Origin of the sequence: Flavobacterium sp. Leaf359, from assembly GCF_001423985.1 — a bacterium.
In the GTDB taxonomy this organism is placed as follows: Bacteria; Bacteroidota; Bacteroidia; order Flavobacteriales; family Flavobacteriaceae; genus Flavobacterium; species Flavobacterium lindanitolerans.
In genome coordinates this window covers 168,316-190,842 of sequence record NZ_LMPW01000001.1, presented here as the reverse complement: position 1 = coordinate 190,842, position 22,527 = coordinate 168,316, and the positions used below count along the sequence as shown (strand labels likewise).

Genomic DNA, 22,527 nt, shown 5'->3' with positions numbered 1-22,527 from the left:
GTATATTTGCTTATCACATTAAGAAAAAAACAATGAAAAAAATATTCTTATCACTTCTTGTCGTTTTAGGAACCATTTCTTGTTCTAAAGCGCAAAAAAGCGAATTTTCTCCGGAAGCACTGACTGAAAAATTACAGACATTAGACGGAAAAGAAATATCCTTTAAGGAAATATTGAACAAACACAAAGGAAAAACTCTTGTAATAGATGTTTGGGCTTCCTGGTGTGGTGACTGTGTTAAGGCGATGCCGAAAGTCAAAGATATGCAGGAAAAAAGTCCAACGACAGATTACATCTTTATTTCAATGGACAAAACTGCCGACAAATGGAAAACCGGAATTGAAAAGCATGAGCTTAAAGGGGAGCATTACCTGGCTCTGGATGGTATGAAAGGTAAATTTGGAAAAGCGATTGACCTGGATTGGATTCCAAGATATATCGTCATTGATAAAAAAGGAAAAATTGCCATCTACAGAGCTATTGAAACCGATTTTGATAAAATAAACGCTACTTTAAAAAAACTAAAATAATGAGACAAAAGATTGTTGCAGGCAACTGGAAAATGCACAAAAACGCTGAAGAAACAGAAGATTTACTAAATGACCTGATTGATAAACTTCCAAACGATGTAGAAGCCCATATCATTGTAGCTCCTACTTTCGTTAATCTGGCTTCTGCCGTTGATCATCTTGAGTTTACCAACATTGGCGTTGCCGCACAAAATATGCACCAGGCCGAAAGTGGCGCCTTTACAGGCGAAATTTCTGCCGATATGCTTAGAAGCATTGGTGTTGGCATTGTTATTTTAGGACATTCTGAAAGAAGAGCTTACTTCCATGAAACGGATGCCCTTCTTGCTGAAAAAGTGAATACGGCACTAAAACATGACATGCAGGTTATTTTCTGTTTTGGAGAAGAATTAAAAGACAGACAGTCCGGAAACCATTTCAATATTGTAGAAAACCAATTAAGAGACGGATTGTTCCATCTGGAAGCCAAAGACTGGGAAAATATCATTCTTGCCTACGAGCCGGTTTGGGCTATCGGAACGGGCGAAACTGCTACACCGGAACAGGCACAGGAAATGCACAAATTTATCAGAGAAACAATCACTGCTAAATACAGCGCTACGCTTGCTGAAGAAGTTTCAATCCTTTACGGAGGTAGCGTAAAACCAGACAATGCAAAGGAAATTTTCTCCAAGCCTGATGTGGATGGCGGACTGATTGGCGGTGCCGCTTTAAAGGCATCTGATTTTGCTGCTATTGTCGCTTCTATATAAGCATCAAATAAATTAACATAAAAAAGGCCCGGATTTCGTATTCGGGCTTTTTTATTAAGGCAATATTACGCCTGCATTATGTCTTAACATTTATAAAACATCCGGATAGCACCTCTTAAACATTCTTTTATGAGACAGTAATAGCTGATTAACACCACATAGTGAATTTTGTCGGAATTAATCAACTACATACTTATGTCACACAACTACACCTCAAAAACCGGAAAAGCACTCCAGATGCTTCTTCTCCTTTTTGCAGCCCAATTTATGAATGGGCAAACCCTTATCCATTATTGGAATTTTAACAACAATGCTTCTGTAGCCACTATTACGACTCCAACACAGACATTGGTTACCGGTGCTTCGTTAACTGCCATTGCAGGAGGAATCAGCGCTATCGACTTTGCCGGAGGAACCGGACAAAATTTTGACGTACAAAATCTGAATGCCAGAAATAATGACGCTTCAGGTACACATTTACGTTTTAACGACCCGATTGGCGGTGCGTTGCAATTTGCATTGCCAACAACCGGTTATGAAAACATCATTGTAAAGTTTGCCACACGCCGTTCAGGTTCCGGAGCCGGAAACCAAAAATGGTCGTACACGGTTGACGGAACTACTTTTGTTCCATTTGCTACCATCGCTCCTAACAATGGAAATCCTGCTTTGGAAACCTTAGATTTCAGTGCTATTACAGCAGCAGACAATAATCCGAATTTCAAATTAAAAGTTGAATTTGAAGTTGGAACCGGAGGAACTGTCGGCAACAACCGTTTTGACAATTTTACTGCTGAAGGTAGCCCTCTAGGCGGTGGCGATACAGTTGCTCCAACCGTAACTTATGTTCCTGCCAATTCCAGTACAAATATTGCAGTAGACGCCAATATTACCATAAGCTTTAATGAAGCTATCCGATTAGTTAATGATGCCGCTATTGACAATACGAATGTGGATGCTTTGGTAGAATTGCGTCTGAATAATGTATCCGGAGCTTTGGTTCCATTTGATGCTACCATTTCAGGAAATACCATCACTATCAACCCTACTTCAAATTTGGCTAATAATCAGACGTATTATGTTGCCTTGCTTCCAAACACGGTAGAAGATCTTAGCGGTAATGCAGTAACAGCTGTTACTTCAAGTTCATTTACTACAATTGCAGTACAAACTCAATTCCAGGCCGGAGATTTGGCCTTTGTAGGTTATAGAATGAATGCTTCCGGAGCAGAAGACGAAGTTGCTTTTGTTACTTTTGTAGATATCCTTCCGGGTACTTTCCTGACTTTTACAGATTCAAAATATACGTCTAACACACAGCCACAATGTCCAAACGGAATTGTATGGACTGTAGGTGCTAACGAATGTATTCCTGCGGGTTCAGTTGTAAAAATCCAAACTTCAGCTTTAATTGCCAGCAAAGGAACCGTTACAGGTTCTGGTTTTGGTTTAAGTTCCGGTGGTGATCAGATTATCGTTTATTCCGGAACAGCTGCTGCTCCTAATTATATCACAGCTCTAAGTTCAAACGGCTGGGTTGCTAACAACACATCTTGCAGCGGAAGCATATCGATGCTACCAGCCGGATTGGTTGATGGAACAAGTGCCTTAAACACTTCAACTGCTCCAGGCAACGATGCAGGAAATGCAGTAAACGCTTATTATAATGGTGTACAGACCGGAACTACGACTGTTTTAAAAACGGCAATCCTGAATCCTGCTAATTGGGTAGCAATTTCCGGAGGTACAGCCCCTCAAACGTGGCCGGTTTGGAATTTTCCAAGTTCCTTACAGGTACAGAATGCTGTTGTAATAAACAACACTACTCTTCAGATTACATTTAACGCCAACCTGAATGTTGCTTCGGCTTCTAACGTTGCTAATTATACCGGAGTTGCTAACCTTAGTTCGGTTAACGTATCAAACAACATTGCTACTTTAACTTTCTCAGTTCCTTTTGCTCCTGCTACCAATTATGCATTAGTCATCAGCACTATCCAGGATGCTTCCGGTACTGCTATGGCTTGTCCTTATACTTACAACTTTAGCTTTAATGCTACCTTATCATTGGCTTCTAATTTTATTACTGTTAATGAAGATGCCGGAGTTTTAAATTTTGTTGTCAATCTTGCTGCTGCAGCAACGGGGTCTGTTGACCTGGTTGTAAAATCGGCTCCATTCAGTACTGCTGATTCCAACGATTTTACGTTCACTACAAGAACATTAAACTTTACTTCTGCCAGCACTTTGGCACAGACTATCCAGATTCCAATTATTGACGATTCAACCCCGGAACAGCAGGCAGAATATTTCGTATTGAGCCTTGAAAACCCTGTTGGATATACGATTACCGGAAATCCGATGGCTACTATCTATATCAAGGATAACGACAGAACTGCGAAAGTTCCGAACAACGATATCCAATTGAATTATATTGGAAGTTTTGACCCCTCAGGAAGCAATACCAGTACATGTGAAATTGTAGTACATGATCCTGTTTCTCAAAGATTGTTCACAACAAGTGCCGTGGCAGGTTATCTTGACATTATTGATTTCTCAAATCCAACAGCCTTGACGGTAGTAAACTCCATCAACATGAATCCTTACGGAGGTGTGACCAGTGTTGCCGTTAAAAACGGAGTTGTTGCCGTAGCATCACCAAATGCAAACGAAGCATTAAACGGTTCTGTAGTGTTTTTCAATACTGATGGTGTTTTCCAGAAACAGGTTACGGTTGGTGCACTTCCTGATATGATCACGTTCACTCCAGACGGCACAAAAGTACTAACGGCTAACGAAGGACAGCCCAATGCAGACTATACAGTTGACCCGGAAGGCTCTGTTAGTGTAATTGACATTTCAGCGGGTATTGCTTCTCTTTCACAATCCAACGTAACGACGATGCTGTTTACACAGTTCAACAGTCAGGAATCGGCTTTAATGGCTGGAGGTATCAGAAAATTAAAAGCATCAAGTACACTATCACAAGACCTTGAGCCGGAATATATCTCTATTAGTGCTGATTCTCAAAAAGCATGGGTTGCCTTGCAGGAAAACAATGCTATAGCCGAAATCAACCTGACAAACAATACGTACACTTCTATTTGGGCATTAGGCACAAAAGATATGAGTGTAGTTGGAAACGGAGCCGATATTTCTGATAATAACGGACAAATCCTTATTGCTAACTGGCCAATAAAATCATTCTATCAGCCGGATGGAATCGCTACCTACTCTGCCGGAGGTTCTAATTATATCGTAACCGCTAATGAAGGTGACGAAAAAGAATATACAGGATTCGTTGAGCGTATCACTATCGGAGCGTCAGGTTACGGATTGGATGCTGTTGCTTATCCACAGGCAGCTATGCTAAAAGAAAGCTATAATGCAGGCCGATTCAGAGTGTCCGCCTTTTCAGGCAATACAGATGCCGATACCGATTTTGAACAAATCTATGCTTTGGGCGGACGTTCTTTCTCTATCTTTAATACCGATACTAAACAGCTGGTTTTTGATAGCGGTGACGATTTCGAAATGTATACGGCTTTCACACCATCTATCAATCCAATCTTTAATGCTGATCATGAAGATAACACACCAAAAGGAAGAAGTCGCGCCAAAGGTCCGGAACCGGAAGGCGTAACACTTGCTGAAATTGCCGGAAAAACTTTTGCTTTTATTGGTTTGGAAAGAATTGGTGGTGTTATGGTATATGATGTTACCAATCCAAACGACGTGAAATTCGTAGATTATAAAAACAGCCGCAGCGTTTCTGCTTATGCCGGTGACTACGGTCCGGAAGGCATTACGTATATCAAAGCGGCAAACAGCCCTACTAATAAAGATTATATTGTAGTGGCTAATGAAATCAGCGGTACGTTGACTTTGTTTGAAATAAACACAGAAAACCTTTCTGTACCAGGATTCGAAAACGAACCTAAAACGTTCGTATTGTTCCCGAATCCGGCAGTTGACGGAATCGTATACTTTAACAGAATAGCCGATATCGAAGTTTTCGACTATACCGGAAAATCAATTCATCAGGCAAAACAAGCCCTGACAATAGATACTTCATCATTCGCGTCAGGTATTTATCTGGTAAAAACTTCAGAAGGAATTACAAAGAAACTTGTTGTGAAGTAATCCTTCTTTTACCTTCCTTTCTTCAAAAGCCGGTTTCGTCCTGAAACCGGCTTTTTATTTGCTGACTCGAATAAGATTGTATCATAAAAAAAGCCCATTCCTATCCGAACAGGCTTTTCTTAGCGTCTTTGCGCCTTTGCGAGCTATTTTCACGCAAAGGGCGCAGAGCCGCAAAAAATAGTAGTAAAATTATGTTTTATGAGGTTTAGAATTAAAAAAGCTGGCTAAAAATGTAGAAGCCAGCTTATTAACTATATATTTTTTATTCTTAAATCCCGATTTCTATCTGAAATCTCAAATACCAATTTTGTTTGGTACTTCCGTCAAAATAATTCAGGTCGTCGAGTGTCAGCTCTCCTTGTAATTTAAAAGCATGTTCCCAGATATATTTGGTAAGTCCAATGCTGTATTGTTTTGCATTAGGTGCATATTGCCTGATATCATCATGTACTTTTTGTGTAGAAAATCTTCCAATAATTTCATAATTGGTTGGGAAAAGATAACTCAATTGGTAGTCCATACCGCTTCCAACAAATACATACTTTATGTCCTGAACATCTTCGGGATTGACCGTAACCGGATTATTGGCAGTTCTTGACATATAGCTTGACATGGCAGCCCAACCGTCATATTTTACGATGGCATCCAACAAGACTGATTTCATGGTTCGCTGTTCAAACAAGTCGTCACCCAATTGTCCTTGTGTTCTTCTGGCGTGGTTGTTTTGCTGGAAAGCTGCAGAAAGCATCAGTTTTGGCTTTTTCTCGCGGGCAATATCACCTTCAAAATAAACACCGTCTTTTGAAAATGCGCCAAATGGAAGAATCTCTACTTTTCCGGTAAGCGCTACGCCATTGTCATTGCTTTTTGTCCAGTTTCTTCCTTCACCCGTACTAACGGCTGTTTTGACATTATAGGAGAACTTTTCAGCATAATCATTTAAGTAATGTGCCTGAAAACCAAAATCCCTATCAATCGTAAACTTTGCATTATTGATAGAGCGGTCCGTTAGTTGCAAACCTCCGGATGAGTTAACCCTTTGCCTGTTTCCCGGAAGTTTGGTCTGCCCAAAACTAAAACTCCAGCTTTTGTTAGGCCTGTAATAGACTACCGCATCACGGATAATATTAATATTTTCACCTTCTTCAATTTCACCTACATCGCCCGGAGCAAAGGAAAGCTGTAAAGCGTATAGAAATTTTGGGTTTCCGACATAACCGTCAAAACGTAACCTCAATCGTCTGATTTGCCCGTCATAAGCTGCATCTTCCCCTTCATTTTGTATATATGTTACCCTGTTCTGCATCCTGAAACGGATGTTGAGTTGAAAAAGGCTGTCGGGAGACGTTAATCCCAAACCGCGACCGAAATTATAATAGGGTAAGGTGGGAAGTTTCAGGTCATTGTCTTTTGTAGTAACTTTAATGTCCTGTGCTTGTGCAGACAGTCCTAAGAACAATAGAAAGAGAGGAAAAATTTTCTTCATTTTAAGTTTTGATTGGTGTAATTTTCGACAAAGGTAAATTCACATTTTGGAAACACTTAGGACACAAATATTATTTTTCTTTGTGTAAAAATACACATACGTTATCATAGCGCAAACTTAATATTAATTTTAACCGCCGAATGTTATGATAATATTACCTTTGCAAAAATTTTATGTTATGGCAAATACCTATCTGGGATATCACTTCAAAGTAGAACCAAAAGAACTGGGTTCGGAAATTCTTGTAGCTGAATTGGGCGAAAAACCTTTTGAAAGCTTTATCGAGACTGAATTCGGGGTTACGGCTTATATCCAGAAAGCACTTTGGACCGAAGATGTCCTTGAGGATATTTTTATATTGACTTCACCTGAATTTACCGTAAGCTATACGATAGAAGAAATTGAACAGGTAAACTGGAATGAAGAATGGGAAAAGAATTTCGAAGCAATTGATGTTGATGGAATTTGTCATGTACGTGCCCCATTTCATGAAAAAACGGATGCCCAATATGATATCGTTATCGAACCTAAGATGTCTTTTGGTACCGGGCATCACGAAACAACACACATGATGATTCAGCATTTGCTTGAAACGGATGTAACGGGAAAGAAAACGTTGGACATGGGCTGCGGAACAGCGATTTTAGCCATTTTGGCTGAAATGAAAGGTGCCCAACCTATTGATGCAATAGACATTGACAATTGGTGTTACCTAAACTCTATTGAAAATGCCGAGCGTAACAATTGCAAACATATTACCGTTTATGAAGGCGATGCCGCTTTACTTGCCGGACGCAATTATGATGTGATTATCGCCAATATCAACCGAAATATATTACTGGAAGACATGCAGCAATATGTTGATTGCCTGAATCCGGGAGGCACGCTTTTCCTAAGCGGTTTTTATGAAGAAGACATTCCGGTGATTGATGCTTCGTGCACTGAGAAAGGACTAACCTATGTTAAAAAACATCAAAAAAACAACTGGGTGGCCCTGAAATACGTAAATTAGCCAAAATTTTGATTATGAGCACTAAAGAAAAAATTTTAGAAGAAGTACTGGTTGAAGAACTGACTTCCTTAAACAATGAAATTATTCTTTATAATGACGATGTGAATACCTTTGACCATGTTATCGATACGTTGATACGGGTCTGCAATCATACTTCCGAGCAAGCAGAGCAATGTTCCATCATTGTGCATTATAAAGGAAAATGTACCGTGAAAACCGGTTCGCTGGACGAATTGAAACCACAGTGCACCCAGCTACTTGAAGCCGGGTTAAGCGCTGAGATAGTTTAAGTGAAAATGAATAGTCCAACCAAACTCGCCAACAGATTTCGCGAAGTAATTTTAAATGGTACCTGGATTGCAAATACCAATTTTAAAAATGAATTAGACGATTTAGATTGGGAAATTGCTACTGCAAAATTTCAAAATCTAAATACGATTGCTATTCTTGCTCAGCATATCCATTACTATATAAATGGAGTAAAAAATGTATTTCTTGGTGGACATTTAGAAATAAGCGATAAATACAGTTTTGATTTTCCTGACATTAATTCCCAACAGGAGTGGAAAAATTTTATTGTAAAATTTTGGAATGATTCTACAGAATTTGCTCAACTGATTGAAAATTTGGATAAGGAAAAACTAAATGAACCTTTTGTTGACGAAAAATATGGAACTTATTTGAGAAATATTGACGCAATGATTGAGCATTCTTATTACCATTTAGGACAAATTGTTTTAATAAAAAAAATTATTCAAAATAGTCGGGGCTAAACCTCGCCGATTAGATAAAAAAGGCTCCCAATGGGAGCCTTTTTTATCTAATCAGTTTTTGGTAAAAACTTTTACGACTTTCACCGGAACGCCACTCACGTCAACCGTATTTTCATACCGGAGTTCCGAACCGTTTAATTTTGTAACCTGATAGGTGTCAGTCCCAATCGTTAGCGTATTCCCATTTTTAGCCCATGTCGACTGGCTGGCGTCTTCTACACAGGCATTGTTCTGGTCTTTGTTCATCAAAACATTCCGGAAAATGCCTCCTTCTTTAAACTCAACGTGGTCTTTTTCACAGCCGTTTTCATGACCCACATAACTTTGGTCAGTCGGAGTGCCATTTCCTGTTGTTACGATAGTTTTGTTATAATTCCATTTACCAACAATAGTTCTTTCGAAACCACCATCATCTGAATTACAGGATGCGAATAATAAGCCTGTAACGGCAGTCATGCAAAACAAAATTTTATTCTTTCTCATAGGGTTGTGTTTTGAAAATATAACTAAAAAACCAGCTAAAAATTGTGATATAGTGGCAATACATGCAAAAGAGGCTTGCAAAGTTTTCATTTCAAATCGTATATTCGTAATACTAAAACCTAACCCCAACACATTTTGTCCAAAAAATTACTCCTATTAGTCCTGTTCAGTTATTTTCTGAGTTTTTCCCAGGAACTCCCTCCTATCCTGAAATATGCCTCCAACATGTATGGAGCCGGCAACCAAAACTGGATGATAACCCAGGACAGTAACCAGTTTATCTACTTTGCCAATAATGAAGGACTCCTGGAATTCAATGGTGCCAACTGGACGCTTTATCCATCGCCAAACGAAACCATTATCCGGTCAGCAAAATCCATCAATAACAGGATTTACACAGGTTGTTATATGGAGTTTGGCTATTGGGAAAGGAAAAAAGACGGCTTATTAAAATATACTTCGCTAAGCAAACCCATAATAGACAAAATGCTCGACGATGAACAGATTTGGAATATCATCGATTATGACCAATGGGTCATCTTCCAATCGCTCAACCAGATTTTTTTATACGATACCAAAACCTCCAAATTCAAGATTATTTCTCCGAAAGGAGCCATTTCAAGAGCCTTTAAAGTTAACGATGCTATCTATTACCAAACCTACACAGAAGGTCTTTTTGAAATTGAAAACGGCGAAGGCAAACTGATTTCCAATGACCCGGTCCTGTTAAAAAATAAAATTGTAAACATTTTTTCCAGAAATGGCGGTCTGTTATTACAAACGCAGTTCAACGGTTTTTACACCTATTCCAACGCCCGGTTCGAAAAATGGCATACCGAAGCAGATGCAGACCTTTCTGCCAGCAGTATTTACAGCAGTCAAATTCTTTCAGACGGAAGCTTTGCCCTGGGCAGCGTTTCCAATGGCATATTTATCATCTCCAAAGAGGGAAAAATGCTGTATCATATTACCCAAAACAAAGGATTAAGCAATAACACGGCACTTTCTATTTTTGAAGATCATGACCATAATATCTGGATTGGACTCGATAACGGAATCAATTGCATCAATATCAATTCGCCCGTGCGTTCTTTTGCAGACGATACCGGTATACTGGGCACAGTCTATACTTCCATTCTCCACGATGGAAAATTATATGTAGGGACCAATCAGGGATTATTTTATAAAAATTACGGTTCGGCAGAAGATTTCAAATTCATCAATGGCACCAAAGGGCAGGTCTGGACGCTCTATTCTTATAAAGGCACTTTGTTCTGCGGCCATGATTCCGGTACATTTATCGTTAATGGAAACACGGCAAACTCTATTTTTATTACTTCCGGAACCTGGAAGTTTGAAAATGTGCCGGGTCGGGAAGATTTATTGCTTCAGGGCAATTATTACGGAGTTTCTGTCATTGAAAACAAAAACGGACAATGGATTTTCAGAAACAAAATAGAGGGCTTTGACTACTCCTCTAAACATTTCGAGATTACGAAAAACTTTGAAATATATGTAAGCCATGAATACAAAGGTGTTTTCCGTTTTCAGGTTGACCGCGACCTGCGAAAAACAAAGGAATTCATCACCTATTCTTATCCAACAAAAGGGAAAAATGCCGGACTGACAGAATTTAACGGCAGTATTTACTACTCCTATAAAAGCGGTATTTTTAAACTTGATCCAAAAACAAAGAAATTTGAAAAGGATACGGTTTTAAGCCGTGTCTTTGAAAAAGACGGTTATACATCGGGCAAATTGATGGTCGATAATTCAAACAGGCTGTGGTTCTTCACTAAAAATTACATCAATTATTTTTCATACGGAAAATTGAGCAGCCAGCTTAAGCACAATATTATTCCTATACCATCTTCTCTTACCAACTCAATGCTGGGTTATGAAAACATTACCCAGATTTCTGATTCTGTTTACCTAATCGGGACTACAGACGGTTATTATACCATCAATATTGATGACCTGAAATTCAGCAAATACAAAATTTTCATGTCGGGCATTATGGTCAACAAGTCCAATGAAAGTCCAAGACATGCGTTGATAGACGGGCATTCCGACTTTAAATTTGCCGACAACAATATTACCTTTTCATATACGGTTCCTGAATTCAATAAATATATTAATGCAGAATACCAGTTTCTTCTTGAAAACTATCAGGACCAATGGAGTGAGTGGAGCAATAAGCCAACCATAAATTTTAAAAATCTTCCACCCGGTGATTATACTTTTAAGGTTCGTGCCAAAATAGGTAGCGAATTGTCTGAAAACACCATTTCTTATACGTTTACTATCCTAAAGCCCTGGTACAGGACTACCCTGGCCGTTATTATCTACATCATCATTTTTATTGTCATGGCTTATTTCATTAACCGTGCCTATAAAAATTACTACCACAGGCAAAAGGAAAAACTAATCGAAGAAAATAACCGACTGCTCGAAATCAAGGAACTGGAAAGCCAGCAGGAACTGATGAAAATCAAAAACCAACAGCTTGAACAGGACTTTGAAAGCAAAAACCGTGAACTGGCGGCTTCTACAATGAGCCTCATCAAAAAGAACGAACTTTTAAGTCTCATTAAGGAAGACCTGAAAAGAACTTCGGAAGAAGGAAACAGGAATATCAAGTCTGTCATTACCACTATCAACAAAAACATAAGCGAAGAAGACACCTGGAATATTTTCAAGGATGCATTTAATAATGCCGATAAGGATTTCCTGAAAAAAGTTAAAAACCTGCATCCTTCCTTAACGCCAAACGACCTGAGACTTTGTGCCTACCTCCGGTTAAATCTTTCTTCAAAAGAAATTGCCCCTTTACTTAACATTTCTGTACGAAGTGTTGAGATAAAACGATATCGTTTGCGCAAAAAAATGGATTTATCGCACGAAGATGGACTTGTAGAGTATATACTTTCGATATAACAAACCACAACAAACAGCAAATTTACCTATACATTACCACAACAACAACGTTGTAATTGGCTTTTTAGCAGTAAGAACGATGGTGTTAGCGAAAGTTTAAAAATCTCTTAAATTACTGTTAACGCTCGTTTCTTTTTGTCAATAACGAAATTAAAGTCATATTTTTTTGAATTGTATATTTTTTGTTGTGGTTCTATTTGCCATATTCTCAAACAAGACTTCCTAATTTTAGATATCACAAAAAACAAAATATATGAAGTCAAACTTTTTCCTCATTGCTTTCCTCCTGATTTCATCTTTCTGCTATTCGCAGGAGTATGAAATAAGTGGTAAGGTAACTGAAGCTCAAACAGGACTGCCACTACCTGGAGCAACTGTCGTCGTAAAAAACGGGACATTACAAACAATAGCGGATTTAGATGGAAACTTTCAGATTTCCGGCGTTCCATCGGGTGCTACTTTAGTATTTAGCTACGTTGGATTCACTAAATATGAATTCAAGGTAACTAAAAACGAAACAATCACGGTAACACTGAATCCTGATGCGGAATCACTCGAAGAAGTTGTGGTGATTGGTTACGGAAGCCAAACCAAAAGAGAAGTAACAGGAGCTGTTGGAGTTGTAAGCAGCAAAAATCTTGAAGATTTGCGTCCGGTGAAAATCGAACAGGCTTTACAGGGAACTGTTTCCGGAGTGAATGTAACTACACAATCCGGAAGACCCGGCGGAAATCTTGATGTCAGAATCAGGGGTATCGCCACAAACGGTGAAAACAGACCAACCTTTATAGTAGACGGTAACATCATTAAAGATATCGGATTGCTGAATCCGAATGATATTGAAAGTCTTACCGTATTGAAAGATGCCCAGGCAGCCATTTACGGAACTATTGGTGCCAATGGTGTTATCCTCATCACTACCAAAACAGGAAAGAAAAACTCAAAAACAAGAATTTCCTACAACACTTACATGGGTTCTCAGGAAACCAGCAGAAAACTTCCATTATTAAATGCAACAGAATACGGACTGTTATTGAATGAAAGCTATGCCAATGCGGGCAGTCCTCTACCATTTCCTAATGTTTCTGCACTTGGAAAAGGAACCGATTGGCAGGACGAGGTTTTTGACACCGGAGTACCAATCGTTAGCCACGACCTTTCGGCCAGCGGTGGTTCAGACAAAGTTACCTACAACATTAGCGGCTCGCATTTAGATCAGGGAGGTATCATTGGCGGCTATAAATCCAATTTCTTGAGAAATACAGCGCGTTTGAACCTTAATGCTGATCTGACAGACAAATTAAGAGCCAAAGCAAACGTAATGTACCTGTATACCAGCTCACGAACTTTCAACGAAAATGCCTTGGGTTCGGTTTTATTTAATGCAATTAACACACCTTCCATCTATAAACCTTATGACCAGAACGGAAATCTTACCCTATTGCCAAGTGGCGATGTGAATATTCCGGGTAGTAATATTGGTTTTGAGGTTATCAACCCATTAGCACAGATTGAAAACACCTTTAATTCCTATAACCTTAAAAGAGTTAGCGGTTCCTTTGCTTTGGAATATGACGTAATTAAAGATTTGACTGTTACGGGCCGTATTGGTTTTGAAACGTCAAACAGCGAAGGAAAAACCTTTAACAAGCTTATCAATTATGGTCCGGGAAAAGTCTTTAACAATCCGCGAAGCAGCGTAGACCAAAGTGCAGTCAATGACAACAGCTATACGTTTGATTTATTTGCAACTTATAAAAAGACATTGGCCGAAAACCACAATTTTGCACTAACAGCCGGTACAACCGTTTTTAAAGAATATGGAAACGGATTGAACGCAACCGGATTTGACGTACCCAACAATTCATGGCAATTTGCCGATATTTCTCTGACAACTGGTTATGTTGACAGAAAAGCAGCAGGTTCCTATGCTTATGACGAAAGAAGATTATCACATTTCGGAAGATTGCAATACGATTATAAAGGTAAATATTTATTATCTGCCATGATTCGTAGAGATTTGTCTACCAAATTCGGACCTTCCAATCGTGTAGCCTATTTCCCTTCTTTCACGGCGGGCTGGGTGATTTCTGACGAAAGCTTCTTTCCTGAATCAAAAACTATCAATTTCCTGAAATTAAGAGGAAGTTACGGAACCCTTGGTAACGATCAGATTAAATCAAATGCTTATATCTCATTATTGGGTGGTGAAGCCACTTACATCTTTAACGGACAGCTCGTTAATGGAAATGCCATTGGACTACTGGCCAACCCGGATGTTAAATGGGAAGAAGCCAGAAAATTCGACGTAGGTTTGGATTTCCGCCTATTCAACAACAAAGTTGAAATCGCTACCGATTATTTTATCGATACCCGAAAAGACCTTCTGATTGTAAATGTGCCTATTAGTGCCATAACAGGTATTGCAGCTCCTGGAGCATCTTCGCCTGTAATCAATGCCGGAAGTGTTAGAAACAAAGGTTTTGAATTTGCAATAAACTATAGAGAGCAGGTATCAGACAACTTCTCTTTCAACATCAACTATAATGTTACCACACTAAAGAACGAAGTCACTGAAGTCAATAACGGCACCGGATTTATTGAAGGTGGTCTTTTCGGAACAAGCACCCTAACTTCAAGAATGCAGGTGGGTCACGAAATGGGATACTTCTACGGTTATAAAACCAACGGTATTTTCCAGAATCAGGATGAAGTTGATGCGCATCCGTCACAACTGGCTTTGGGAGCAGAAGCAAAACCGGGTGACCTGCGTTTTGTAGACGTCAATGGCGATAACAAAATCGACGCTAATGACAGAACTGACCTGGGAAGTCCAATTCCGGACGTGACAATGGGACTGAACTTCAGCCTGAACTACAAAGGTTTTGATTTCACTGCCTATGCTTTCGCATCTATCGGAAACGACATGGTAAGAGCTTATGAAAGAACCCAGAATGACGTCAACAGAATGAACTATACATTAGGCAGATGGACAGGCGAAGGCTCAACCAACAGCGTTCCCAGAGTAACTACGGCAGCTACAGCCAACAATGTATTCTCTGACTATTTTGTTGAAGACGCTTCGTATTTGAGAATCCAGAATGTACAATTAGGCTATACGATAAATTCAGCCTTCACAGAAAAGGCAGGAATATCCAAATTGAGAATTTATACCGGCGTTAACAACCTTTACACTTTTACAAAGTATATGGGTTATGACCCTGGAGCTTCAAATGGAAATCCGATTGGCGGTGGTGTTGACAATGGGTTCTACCCAATACCAAGAACGTATTTGTTTGGTGTAAATGTTAATTTTTAATTGATGACAAAAATGAAAAAGAATATAATCACAGCCTTTATGGCACTAACGCTCCTCACTACCGTTTCTTGCGGAGATGATTTTATTGACAGGGAAGTTCCCTATTCGATTGGGGCAGACAATTATTTCAATAATGAGCAGGAATATCACAATGCGCTGATAGCTGCTTACGATATATTACAATCTACCTATGTGAATGTTTTGTTGGGCGAAATTGCTTCAGACAATACGTTGTCCGGTGGAGAAAGTGCGAATGACGTTATCGGATTCCAGCAGGTAGACGAAATGATTCATACGCCGGTAAATGCTAACGTAAAAAACGTATGGGACTGGATGTTTGCAGGAGTCAACAGAGCCAGCTACATCATGGAATTCAAAGACAAAACTGATTTCCCTAACAAACCTCAGATTATTGCAGAAGCCCGTTTCCTGAGAGCCTATTTCCAGTTTGAATTGGTAAAATGGTTTGGAGGCATTCCGCTAAAACAGGATGCAAGATTTAAACTGGGAGATGAAAAGACCATTCCAAGGTCATCAAAAGCAGAAGTATATGCTTCTATTGAAAACGACCTGATTTTGGCTATTGCCGATTTAAGTCCGACTGCTCCACAGGTGGGACGTGTTACAAAAGGTGCGGCTCAGGCTTTATTAGGAAAAGTATACCTCTATCAGGACAAATTTGATTTGGCTGCCCAGACATTGGAAAATCTGATAACGGTAACCGGAGGCTATTCACTAATCTCAAACTACGATACTATTTTTGAAGAAGCACAGGAAAACGGGGTTGAATCTGTTTTTGAAATACAGTATACTGATGTTGAAGGTGCAGGATTCGAATGTCTTCAATGTAGTGAAGGAAACGTTGCCGTAGGATTCAACGGTCCAAGAAATTATTCCGGACCAAGGTTTTCATCAGGATATAGCTTTAATGTGCCAACACAGGAAGCAGTAGACATTTACGAAGCAGGCGACCTGAGAAAAGATGTTGCAATTTTGGATATTGCAGCCTGGGCAACAGCAACAGGGGCTACCTATGGTGTAGGCTACAAGCATACAGGATATTTTAACAAAAAATACATTCCAAGAACCCGAAGTGCCAATGCAGCCGGAGACTTGAACCTGACCAACCCAAACAATTACAGAGCTATCCGTTATGCTGATGTGCTTTTGATGGCAGCAGAAGCCTTTAACAGAGGCGGAATTGACGATACAAAAGCAAGATTCTACCTTAACCAGGTAAGAAGACGTGCCTTTGGAGATACCAACCATGATATCAACGGAACCGGAACAACGCTTACTTCACTGATATGGCAGGAAAGAAGAAGAGAACTTATGGGTGAAGGACACCGTTTCTTTGACCTTGTAAGAACCGGAAGGGCAGCAATTGAAATCGACGGCTTTACTGCTGACAAAAATGAAGTCTTCCCTATTCCTTTCGAAGAAATTCAGTTTTCAGCCGGAAACTGGCAGCAAAATCCCGGATACTAAAATTTAAGACTTATGAAAAAATTCAAATCAATAATAAGCTTAGTGTTGCTGACAATCCTTATAGGATGTTCCGGCGACGATACGAGCCTTGATTCTGTTACAAACGCACCAGCACCAACCAATCTCTCAGCATTGTTTACCATCACACAGGACAACTCCGGATTGGTAACCATCGCACCAAGAGGTGAAGGACTGGTTAAGTATGATGTCTATTTTGGCGATGCTACGGCAGAGCCGGCAGAAGTTAATGTTGGAGGAACTGTAGACCACACCTACGCAGAAGGCCAATACAATGTGAAAATTGTAGCGACAGCCATCAACGGACTTACAAGCGAGGTTGAACTTCCTTTAACGGTTGCCTTCAGGGCTCCTGAAAATCTGGATGTAACTATCACTCCGGTAGTTGGAGATTCCTTTTCCATAGGCGTCACAGCTTCTGCCGATTATGAAACTTTCTTTGCAGTCACTTTTGGTGAAGACCCGCAACAGGAGCCTGTGCAGTTCATGCAGGGCGACCCTGCTGTAACGCATACTTATGCCAACACGGGTACGTATACCGTAACAGTAACGGCCTACAGTGGTGGTGTTGCTACTACAACCTATACTGAAAACGTGGTTATCTCCAACCCTATCTTGCTACCCTTAACTTTTGAAAACGCAGCATTGAACTATTCTTTTAGCGATTTTGGAAACGTTACTACCAGCAAAGTAAATAACCCGGATGTTTCAGGAATCAACCTAAGCTCTAAAGTGGGAAGAACAGTAAAAAACAACGGAGCAGAAACCTGGGGAGGAACTACTATGGTTTTAGATAATCCAATTAACTTCTCAACTTTAAACAAATTCAGAATCAAAGTATGGTCGCCTCAGGTAGGCGCTGTTGTGAAGCTGAAAATAGAAAACCTTACAGATGCCGGAATCAACCATGAAGTGGACCAGGTTACTACAGTAGCGAATGCGTGGCAATATCTTACCTACGATTTTTCAGGAGTCAACACCTCACAATCGTATTCAAAAGTCATACTGTTTTTTGACTTTGGAAACCCGGGGAACGGGGCAAGCTATTACTTTGATGATATTTACCTGACAAACGGTGATGAACCTAAAACACTGCCATTGACATTTGAATCTTCCACAATCAATTATGGTTTTGGAGATTTTGGAGGTGCTTTTGCCACAAAAGTTACCAATCCTAACCCTTCAGGAATAAACACCACGGCAAATGTTGCCCGTGTCGTGAAAAATGCCGGGGCAGAAGTTTGGGCCGGAACAGCAATTACGCTTACAGAGCCAATCGATTTCTCAGTATACCATAAAATAAAAATCAAAGTATGGTCGCCTCAGGCAGGAATACCGGTACTGTTGAAACTCGAGAATTCGACAAATACAAACATCAACATCGAACTTCCGGTTACAACAACTGTTGCTAACGGTTGGGAAGAACTGACCTATGATTTCACAGGAATCAATACTAATAATGCCTATCAGAATGTAGTGCTCTTCTTTGATTTCGGAACCAACGGTACCGGGGCAACCTACTACTTTGACGACGTCAAACTTTCAAATTAAAAGGGATGAAAAACATACTAAAAAATATCGGAAAATTAGCCCTGCTGCTAGCTATGGTCAGCAGCTGCCAGGATGACGACAAGACTTTTGGCAGTCTCGATGCTCCAAAAAATATAGAATTAACCTATGAAATCGTAGGTAAAGATGCAGAACATCCGGATGGAGACGGTTCCGGAAAAGTAATATTAAAAGCAACCGCAGATAATGCTGTCAGCTTCAAATATCTTTTCAGTGACGGAACATCCCAAAATGCTCCGGGTGGGGTTTACACCAAAACCTTTACCCGCAACGGAGTAAACACCTACACCGTTAATGTAGTTGCTTTCGGAAAAGGCGGAACAGCCAGTAATACCTCATTTGAAGTTACCGTATTCAGTAATTTCTCAGACCCGGAAGCCATCACGCTTTTAACAAACGGAAGCTCAAAGAAATGGTATTGGGCTGCAGCCGTACCGGGCCATTTGGGTGTTGGTCAAAATGACGGGGATATTACGAAAAACTTCTATCCTAACTACTATGCTGCGGCTCCTTTTGAAAAAGCAGGTTCTCCGGACAGTAGCTGTCTGTATGACAATGAACTTCGTTTCTTCGTAGAAAATGGCGTTTTGAAATATGAATTAAATAATGGCGGTAAGACCTTCTTTAATGCTGCATTCTTAGGTGTTGGAGGTGGTTCAGGAGGCTCAGACCTTTGCCTGAACTACAATACCAACGGTGTCAAAACGGTTGCCCTAAGTCCTAGTGAATCGCTGGTACCGGCAGATAAAAAACGTGGTACATCGATGACCTTCTCTGACAATGGATTTATGGGGTACTACATCGGACAAAGTACTTATGAAATCATGGAGCTTACAGATAGCAAATTGGTTGTAAGAGCTGTTATGGGAGGCAATCCTGCCTTAGCCTGGTATCATACTTTCAGTAACCAGCCACCGGTTCAGGGAGGCGGAAATGACCCGGATTACACCAATATGGTTTGGAGTGATGAATTTAATGTTGACGGCGCACCAGACCCTACAAAATGGTCTTACAATCTTGGTGCCGGCGGATGGGGCAACAGTGAGTTGCAGCATTATACTGACAGACTGGACAATGCGGTTGTTCAGGGAGGCGTATTGAAAATCATTGCTAAAGCAGAGAACTTCTCCGGTTCCAACTATACTTCTGCCCGATTAGTTACAGAAAACAAATTTGAGTTCAAATACGGTAAGGTTGAAGTAAGAGCCAAATTGCCTTCGGGTGGAGGAACATGGCCTGCTATATGGGCACTTGGTGAGAACTACGCTACCAATATCTGGCCGGCTTGCGGAGAAATTGATATCATGGAACACAAAGGCAATTCACCTAACACGATACACGGAACCCTACACTATCCGGGACGTTCTGGCGGAAATGCCGATACCGGAACCACAACGGCCAGCAATGTCTCATCAGAATTCCACATATATAAAGTGATATGGAGTCCAACGTCAATCAAATTCTATATTGACGACCAGCCGGCTTACCATTCATTTGTAAATTCAGCCTCTACCCCATTCAACAGTGATTTCTTCCTGATACTGAATGTGGCTATGGGAGGAACCTTTGGCGGAACTGTCGACCCTGCATTTACTCAATCTGCAATGGAAGTCGATTACGTAAGAGTCTACCAGTAATCCAACTCTTACGCTTCTAATCAGGGAGGTTAGCTTTGCTGGCCTTCTTGATTATTGCCTATCATAAAATTTCGAAACCAATAAAATGAAATACAAAACAATACGATACGGATTTGCCGCAGCCGTGCTTTTGGCTATGGGATGTAGCAGCTCCAGACAACATAACTTTTCAGAAAAAAACAGGCTTCCCATAGACCGGAAAGTAGACTCTGTATTAAAGCTGATGACTTTGGAAGAAAAAGTAGGTCAGATGAACCAATACAACGGCTTTTGGGATGTTACCGGACCGGTTCCTAAAGACGGGCAGGCTGCAAAAAAATACGAAAACCTCAAAAAAGGACTCGTAGGCTCCATGCTCAACGTCCGTGGAGTTAAAGACGTAAGAGCTTTGCAGAAAATTGCGGTAGAAGAAACCCGCTTGGGCATTCCGTTAATTTTTGGCTTTGATGTCGTTCACGGTTATAAAACCATTAGTCCTATTCCATTGGCAGAAGCCGCTTCATGGGATTTGGAAGCCATGAAAAAATCAGCCGAGATTGCCGCAGCAGAATCTGCCGTAGCCGGATTGAACTGGACTTTTGCCCCTATGGTTGATATTTCCAGAGATGCCCGTTGGGGACGTGTTATGGAAGGTGCCGGTGAAGATCCTTACCTCGGAAGCCAGATTGCAATAGCACGTGTGAAAGGATTCCAGGGCGACAAATTCAATGAATTCCGCCTGGCTGCCTGTACAAAACACTTTGCAGGATACGGTTTTGCCGAATCAGGCCGTGATTACAATACGGTTGACATCAGCGATAATACGCTGCACAATATCATTTTGCCACCGTTTAAAGCAACCGTTGATGCCGGGGTGTTGACTTTCATGAACTCGTTCAACGAGTTGGAAGGAATTCCGGCCACCGGAAACAGCTACCTGCAAAGAGAGCTGCTTAAAAAAGACTGGAAATTTGATGGTTTTGTGGTTTCAGACTGGGGCTCGCTGGGTGAAATGATTCCCCACGGTTACGCAAAAGACCTTAAAGATGCTGCCATGAAAGCCGCCAATGCGGGGTCTGACATGGATATGGAATCTTACGGTTATGTAAGCCATTTGGCAGATTTGGTCAAAGAAGGTAAAGTTTCCGAAGACAAAATCGATGATGCCGTGCGAAGAATCTTAAAAGTAAAATTTGAATTGGGGCTTTTCGACAATCCTTATAAATATTGCGATGAAAACCGCGAAAAAGAATACACCGGCAAAAAAGAATTCCATGAGGGTGTTCTGGACATGGCAAAAAAATCAATCGTGCTCCTGAAAAATGAAAACAGCCTGCTTCCTCTAAAAAAACAAGGACAGAAAATTGCGGTTATCGGGGCATTGGCTAACGACAAAACCAGTCCGTTAGGAAGCTGGAGAATTGGTGCCGACGACAATACTGCCGTTTCTTTTCTGGAAGGTATGGCCAACTACAAAGGCAACCAGATTACCTATGAAAAAGGAGCCGATGTAGCACTTGGCGAGCCAAGATTTATGCTGGAAACAAAAATAAATACGACTGACAAAAGCGGTTTTGAAAAAGCTATAGCAGCTGCAAAACAAGCCGATGTGGTTATTATGGTATTAGGCGAACACGGACTGCAAAGCGGTGAAGGACGAAGCCGAAGCGACATTACGCTTCCGGGTGTACAACAGGAACTGCTGGAAGCAGTTTACAAAGTCAATCCGAATATTGTACTCGTATTGCAAAACGGACGTCCACTGGCTATTCCATGGGCCGCAAAAAATATTCCCGCCATTGTTGAAGCCTGGCATTTAGGAACACAAAGCGGCCATGCCATTGCCCAGGTATTGTATGGAGATTATAATCCTAGCGGCAAACTGCCAATGACTTTTCCTAGAAATGTAGGCCAGCTTCCTATCTATTATAATTATAAAAACACCGGAAGACCGTCTACAGACAATCCGGAAAGCGTATTCTGGTCACATTATACAGATATTGAAAACACGCCGCTATATCCTTTCGGATACGGACTGAGCTATTCTAAATTTGAATATTCGAACCTGAAACTTGATACTAAGACATTACATAAAAACGGAAAAATAAAAGTTTCTGTCGATGTAAAAAACAACAGTACGGTTGACGGAAAAGAAGTCGTACAATTATACATCAGAGATTTGATAGCCAGCGCCACGCGACCTGTAAGAGAATTGAAAGGTTTTGAGCTTACCGAAATAAAAGCCGGACAAACCAAAACTGTCACGTTTACCATTAACGAAAAAACCATCGAATTCTATTCAGCCAGAAAAATATGGGAAGCCGAACCCGGAGATTTCCAATTATTCGTAGGTGGCAGCTCTATGGCGACATTACAGGCCGATTTCAATTACAGCAACTAA

At 40.5% G+C, this 22,527-nt stretch carries 14 protein-coding genes; 12 read left to right on the top strand and 2 right to left on the bottom strand.

Annotated elements, in window-relative coordinates:
• Positions 1–32 precede the first annotated feature (32 nt).
• The 3 genes from ASG38_RS00835 (at position 33) to ASG38_RS00825 (ending at position 5,425) form a co-directional block, all read left to right on the top strand.
• Positions 33–530, top strand: coding sequence for a TlpA disulfide reductase family protein (locus tag ASG38_RS00835; RefSeq protein WP_056065759.1), 498 nt, complete (start codon positions 33–35; stop codon positions 528–530).
• A complete protein-coding gene (tpiA, locus tag ASG38_RS00830) occupies positions 530–1,282 on the top strand; it encodes a triose-phosphate isomerase (RefSeq protein WP_056065756.1) in 753 nt (250 codons plus the stop codon). The genes ASG38_RS00835 and tpiA overlap by 1 nt, the downstream gene beginning before the upstream one ends.
• 195 nt (positions 1,283–1,477) lie before the next feature.
• Positions 1,478–5,425 carry a choice-of-anchor I family protein gene (locus ASG38_RS00825; RefSeq protein WP_056065750.1) on the top strand — a complete coding sequence of 1,316 codons (3,948 nt, stop codon included), beginning with the start codon at positions 1,478–1,480 and terminating at the stop codon, positions 5,423–5,425.
• A 268-nt stretch (positions 5,426–5,693) separates the two neighbouring features.
• Here ASG38_RS00825 and ASG38_RS00820 read toward each other — a convergent pair whose 3' ends face one another.
• Entirely contained in the window at positions 5,694–6,911 is a 1,218-nt protein-coding gene (locus ASG38_RS00820) for a porin (RefSeq protein ID WP_056065748.1), read from the bottom strand.
• A 178-nt stretch (positions 6,912–7,089) separates the two neighbouring features.
• Between ASG38_RS00820 and prmA the strand changes: the two genes are divergently transcribed.
• Genes prmA through ASG38_RS00805 form a run of 3 tightly spaced genes read left to right on the top strand, consistent with a single transcriptional unit; the run spans position 7,090 to position 8,696 of the window.
• Positions 7,090–7,923, top strand: coding sequence for a 50S ribosomal protein L11 methyltransferase (prmA, locus tag ASG38_RS00815; protein WP_056065745.1), 834 nt, complete (start codon positions 7,090–7,092; stop codon positions 7,921–7,923).
• A 14-nt stretch (positions 7,924–7,937) separates the two neighbouring features.
• Positions 7,938–8,213: an ATP-dependent Clp protease adaptor ClpS gene (locus ASG38_RS00810; protein WP_056065742.1), complete on the top strand. Its 276-nt coding sequence runs from the start codon at positions 7,938–7,940 to the stop codon at positions 8,211–8,213.
• Between the two features lie 6 nt (positions 8,214–8,219).
• Positions 8,220–8,696: a DUF1572 family protein gene (locus ASG38_RS00805; RefSeq protein ID WP_056065741.1), complete on the top strand. Its 477-nt coding sequence runs from the start codon at positions 8,220–8,222 to the stop codon at positions 8,694–8,696.
• 51 nt (positions 8,697–8,747) lie between these two features.
• Here ASG38_RS00805 and ASG38_RS00800 read toward each other — a convergent pair whose 3' ends face one another.
• Positions 8,748–9,179 carry a lipocalin family protein gene (locus tag ASG38_RS00800; protein ID WP_157485958.1) on the bottom strand — a complete coding sequence of 144 codons (432 nt, stop codon included), beginning with the start codon at positions 9,177–9,179 and terminating at the stop codon, positions 8,748–8,750.
• A gap of 135 nt (positions 9,180–9,314) precedes the next feature.
• Between ASG38_RS00800 and ASG38_RS00795 the strand changes: the two genes are divergently transcribed.
• The 6 genes from ASG38_RS00795 (at position 9,315) to bglX (ending at position 22,527) form a co-directional block, all read left to right on the top strand.
• The gene (locus tag ASG38_RS00795; RefSeq protein ID WP_304437723.1) at positions 9,315–12,116 is read left to right on the top strand and encodes a triple tyrosine motif-containing protein; all 2,802 of its coding nucleotides are present in this window, start codon (positions 9,315–9,317) and stop codon (positions 12,114–12,116) included.
• Positions 12,117–12,369: 253 nt separating this feature from the next.
• Positions 12,370–15,435: a TonB-dependent receptor gene (locus tag ASG38_RS00790; RefSeq protein WP_056065734.1), complete on the top strand. Its 3,066-nt coding sequence runs from the start codon at positions 12,370–12,372 to the stop codon at positions 15,433–15,435.
• 12 nt (positions 15,436–15,447) lie between these two features.
• Positions 15,448–16,923 carry a RagB/SusD family nutrient uptake outer membrane protein gene (locus ASG38_RS00785; protein ID WP_056066713.1) on the top strand — a complete coding sequence of 492 codons (1,476 nt, stop codon included), beginning with the start codon at positions 15,448–15,450 and terminating at the stop codon, positions 16,921–16,923.
• Positions 16,924–16,935: 12 nt separating this feature from the next.
• Positions 16,936–18,492, top strand: a complete 1,557-nt coding sequence (locus ASG38_RS00780; RefSeq protein WP_056065731.1) for a PKD domain-containing protein — start codon at positions 16,936–16,938, stop codon at positions 18,490–18,492.
• A 5-nt stretch (positions 18,493–18,497) separates the two neighbouring features.
• Positions 18,498–20,147 (top strand): family 16 glycosylhydrolase, encoded by a 1,650-nt coding sequence (locus tag ASG38_RS00775; protein ID WP_056065730.1) that lies wholly within the window; start codon positions 18,498–18,500, stop codon positions 20,145–20,147.
• Between the two features lie 85 nt (positions 20,148–20,232).
• Positions 20,233–22,527: a beta-glucosidase BglX gene (gene bglX / locus ASG38_RS00770; protein ID WP_056065728.1), complete on the top strand. Its 2,295-nt coding sequence runs from the start codon at positions 20,233–20,235 to the stop codon at positions 22,525–22,527.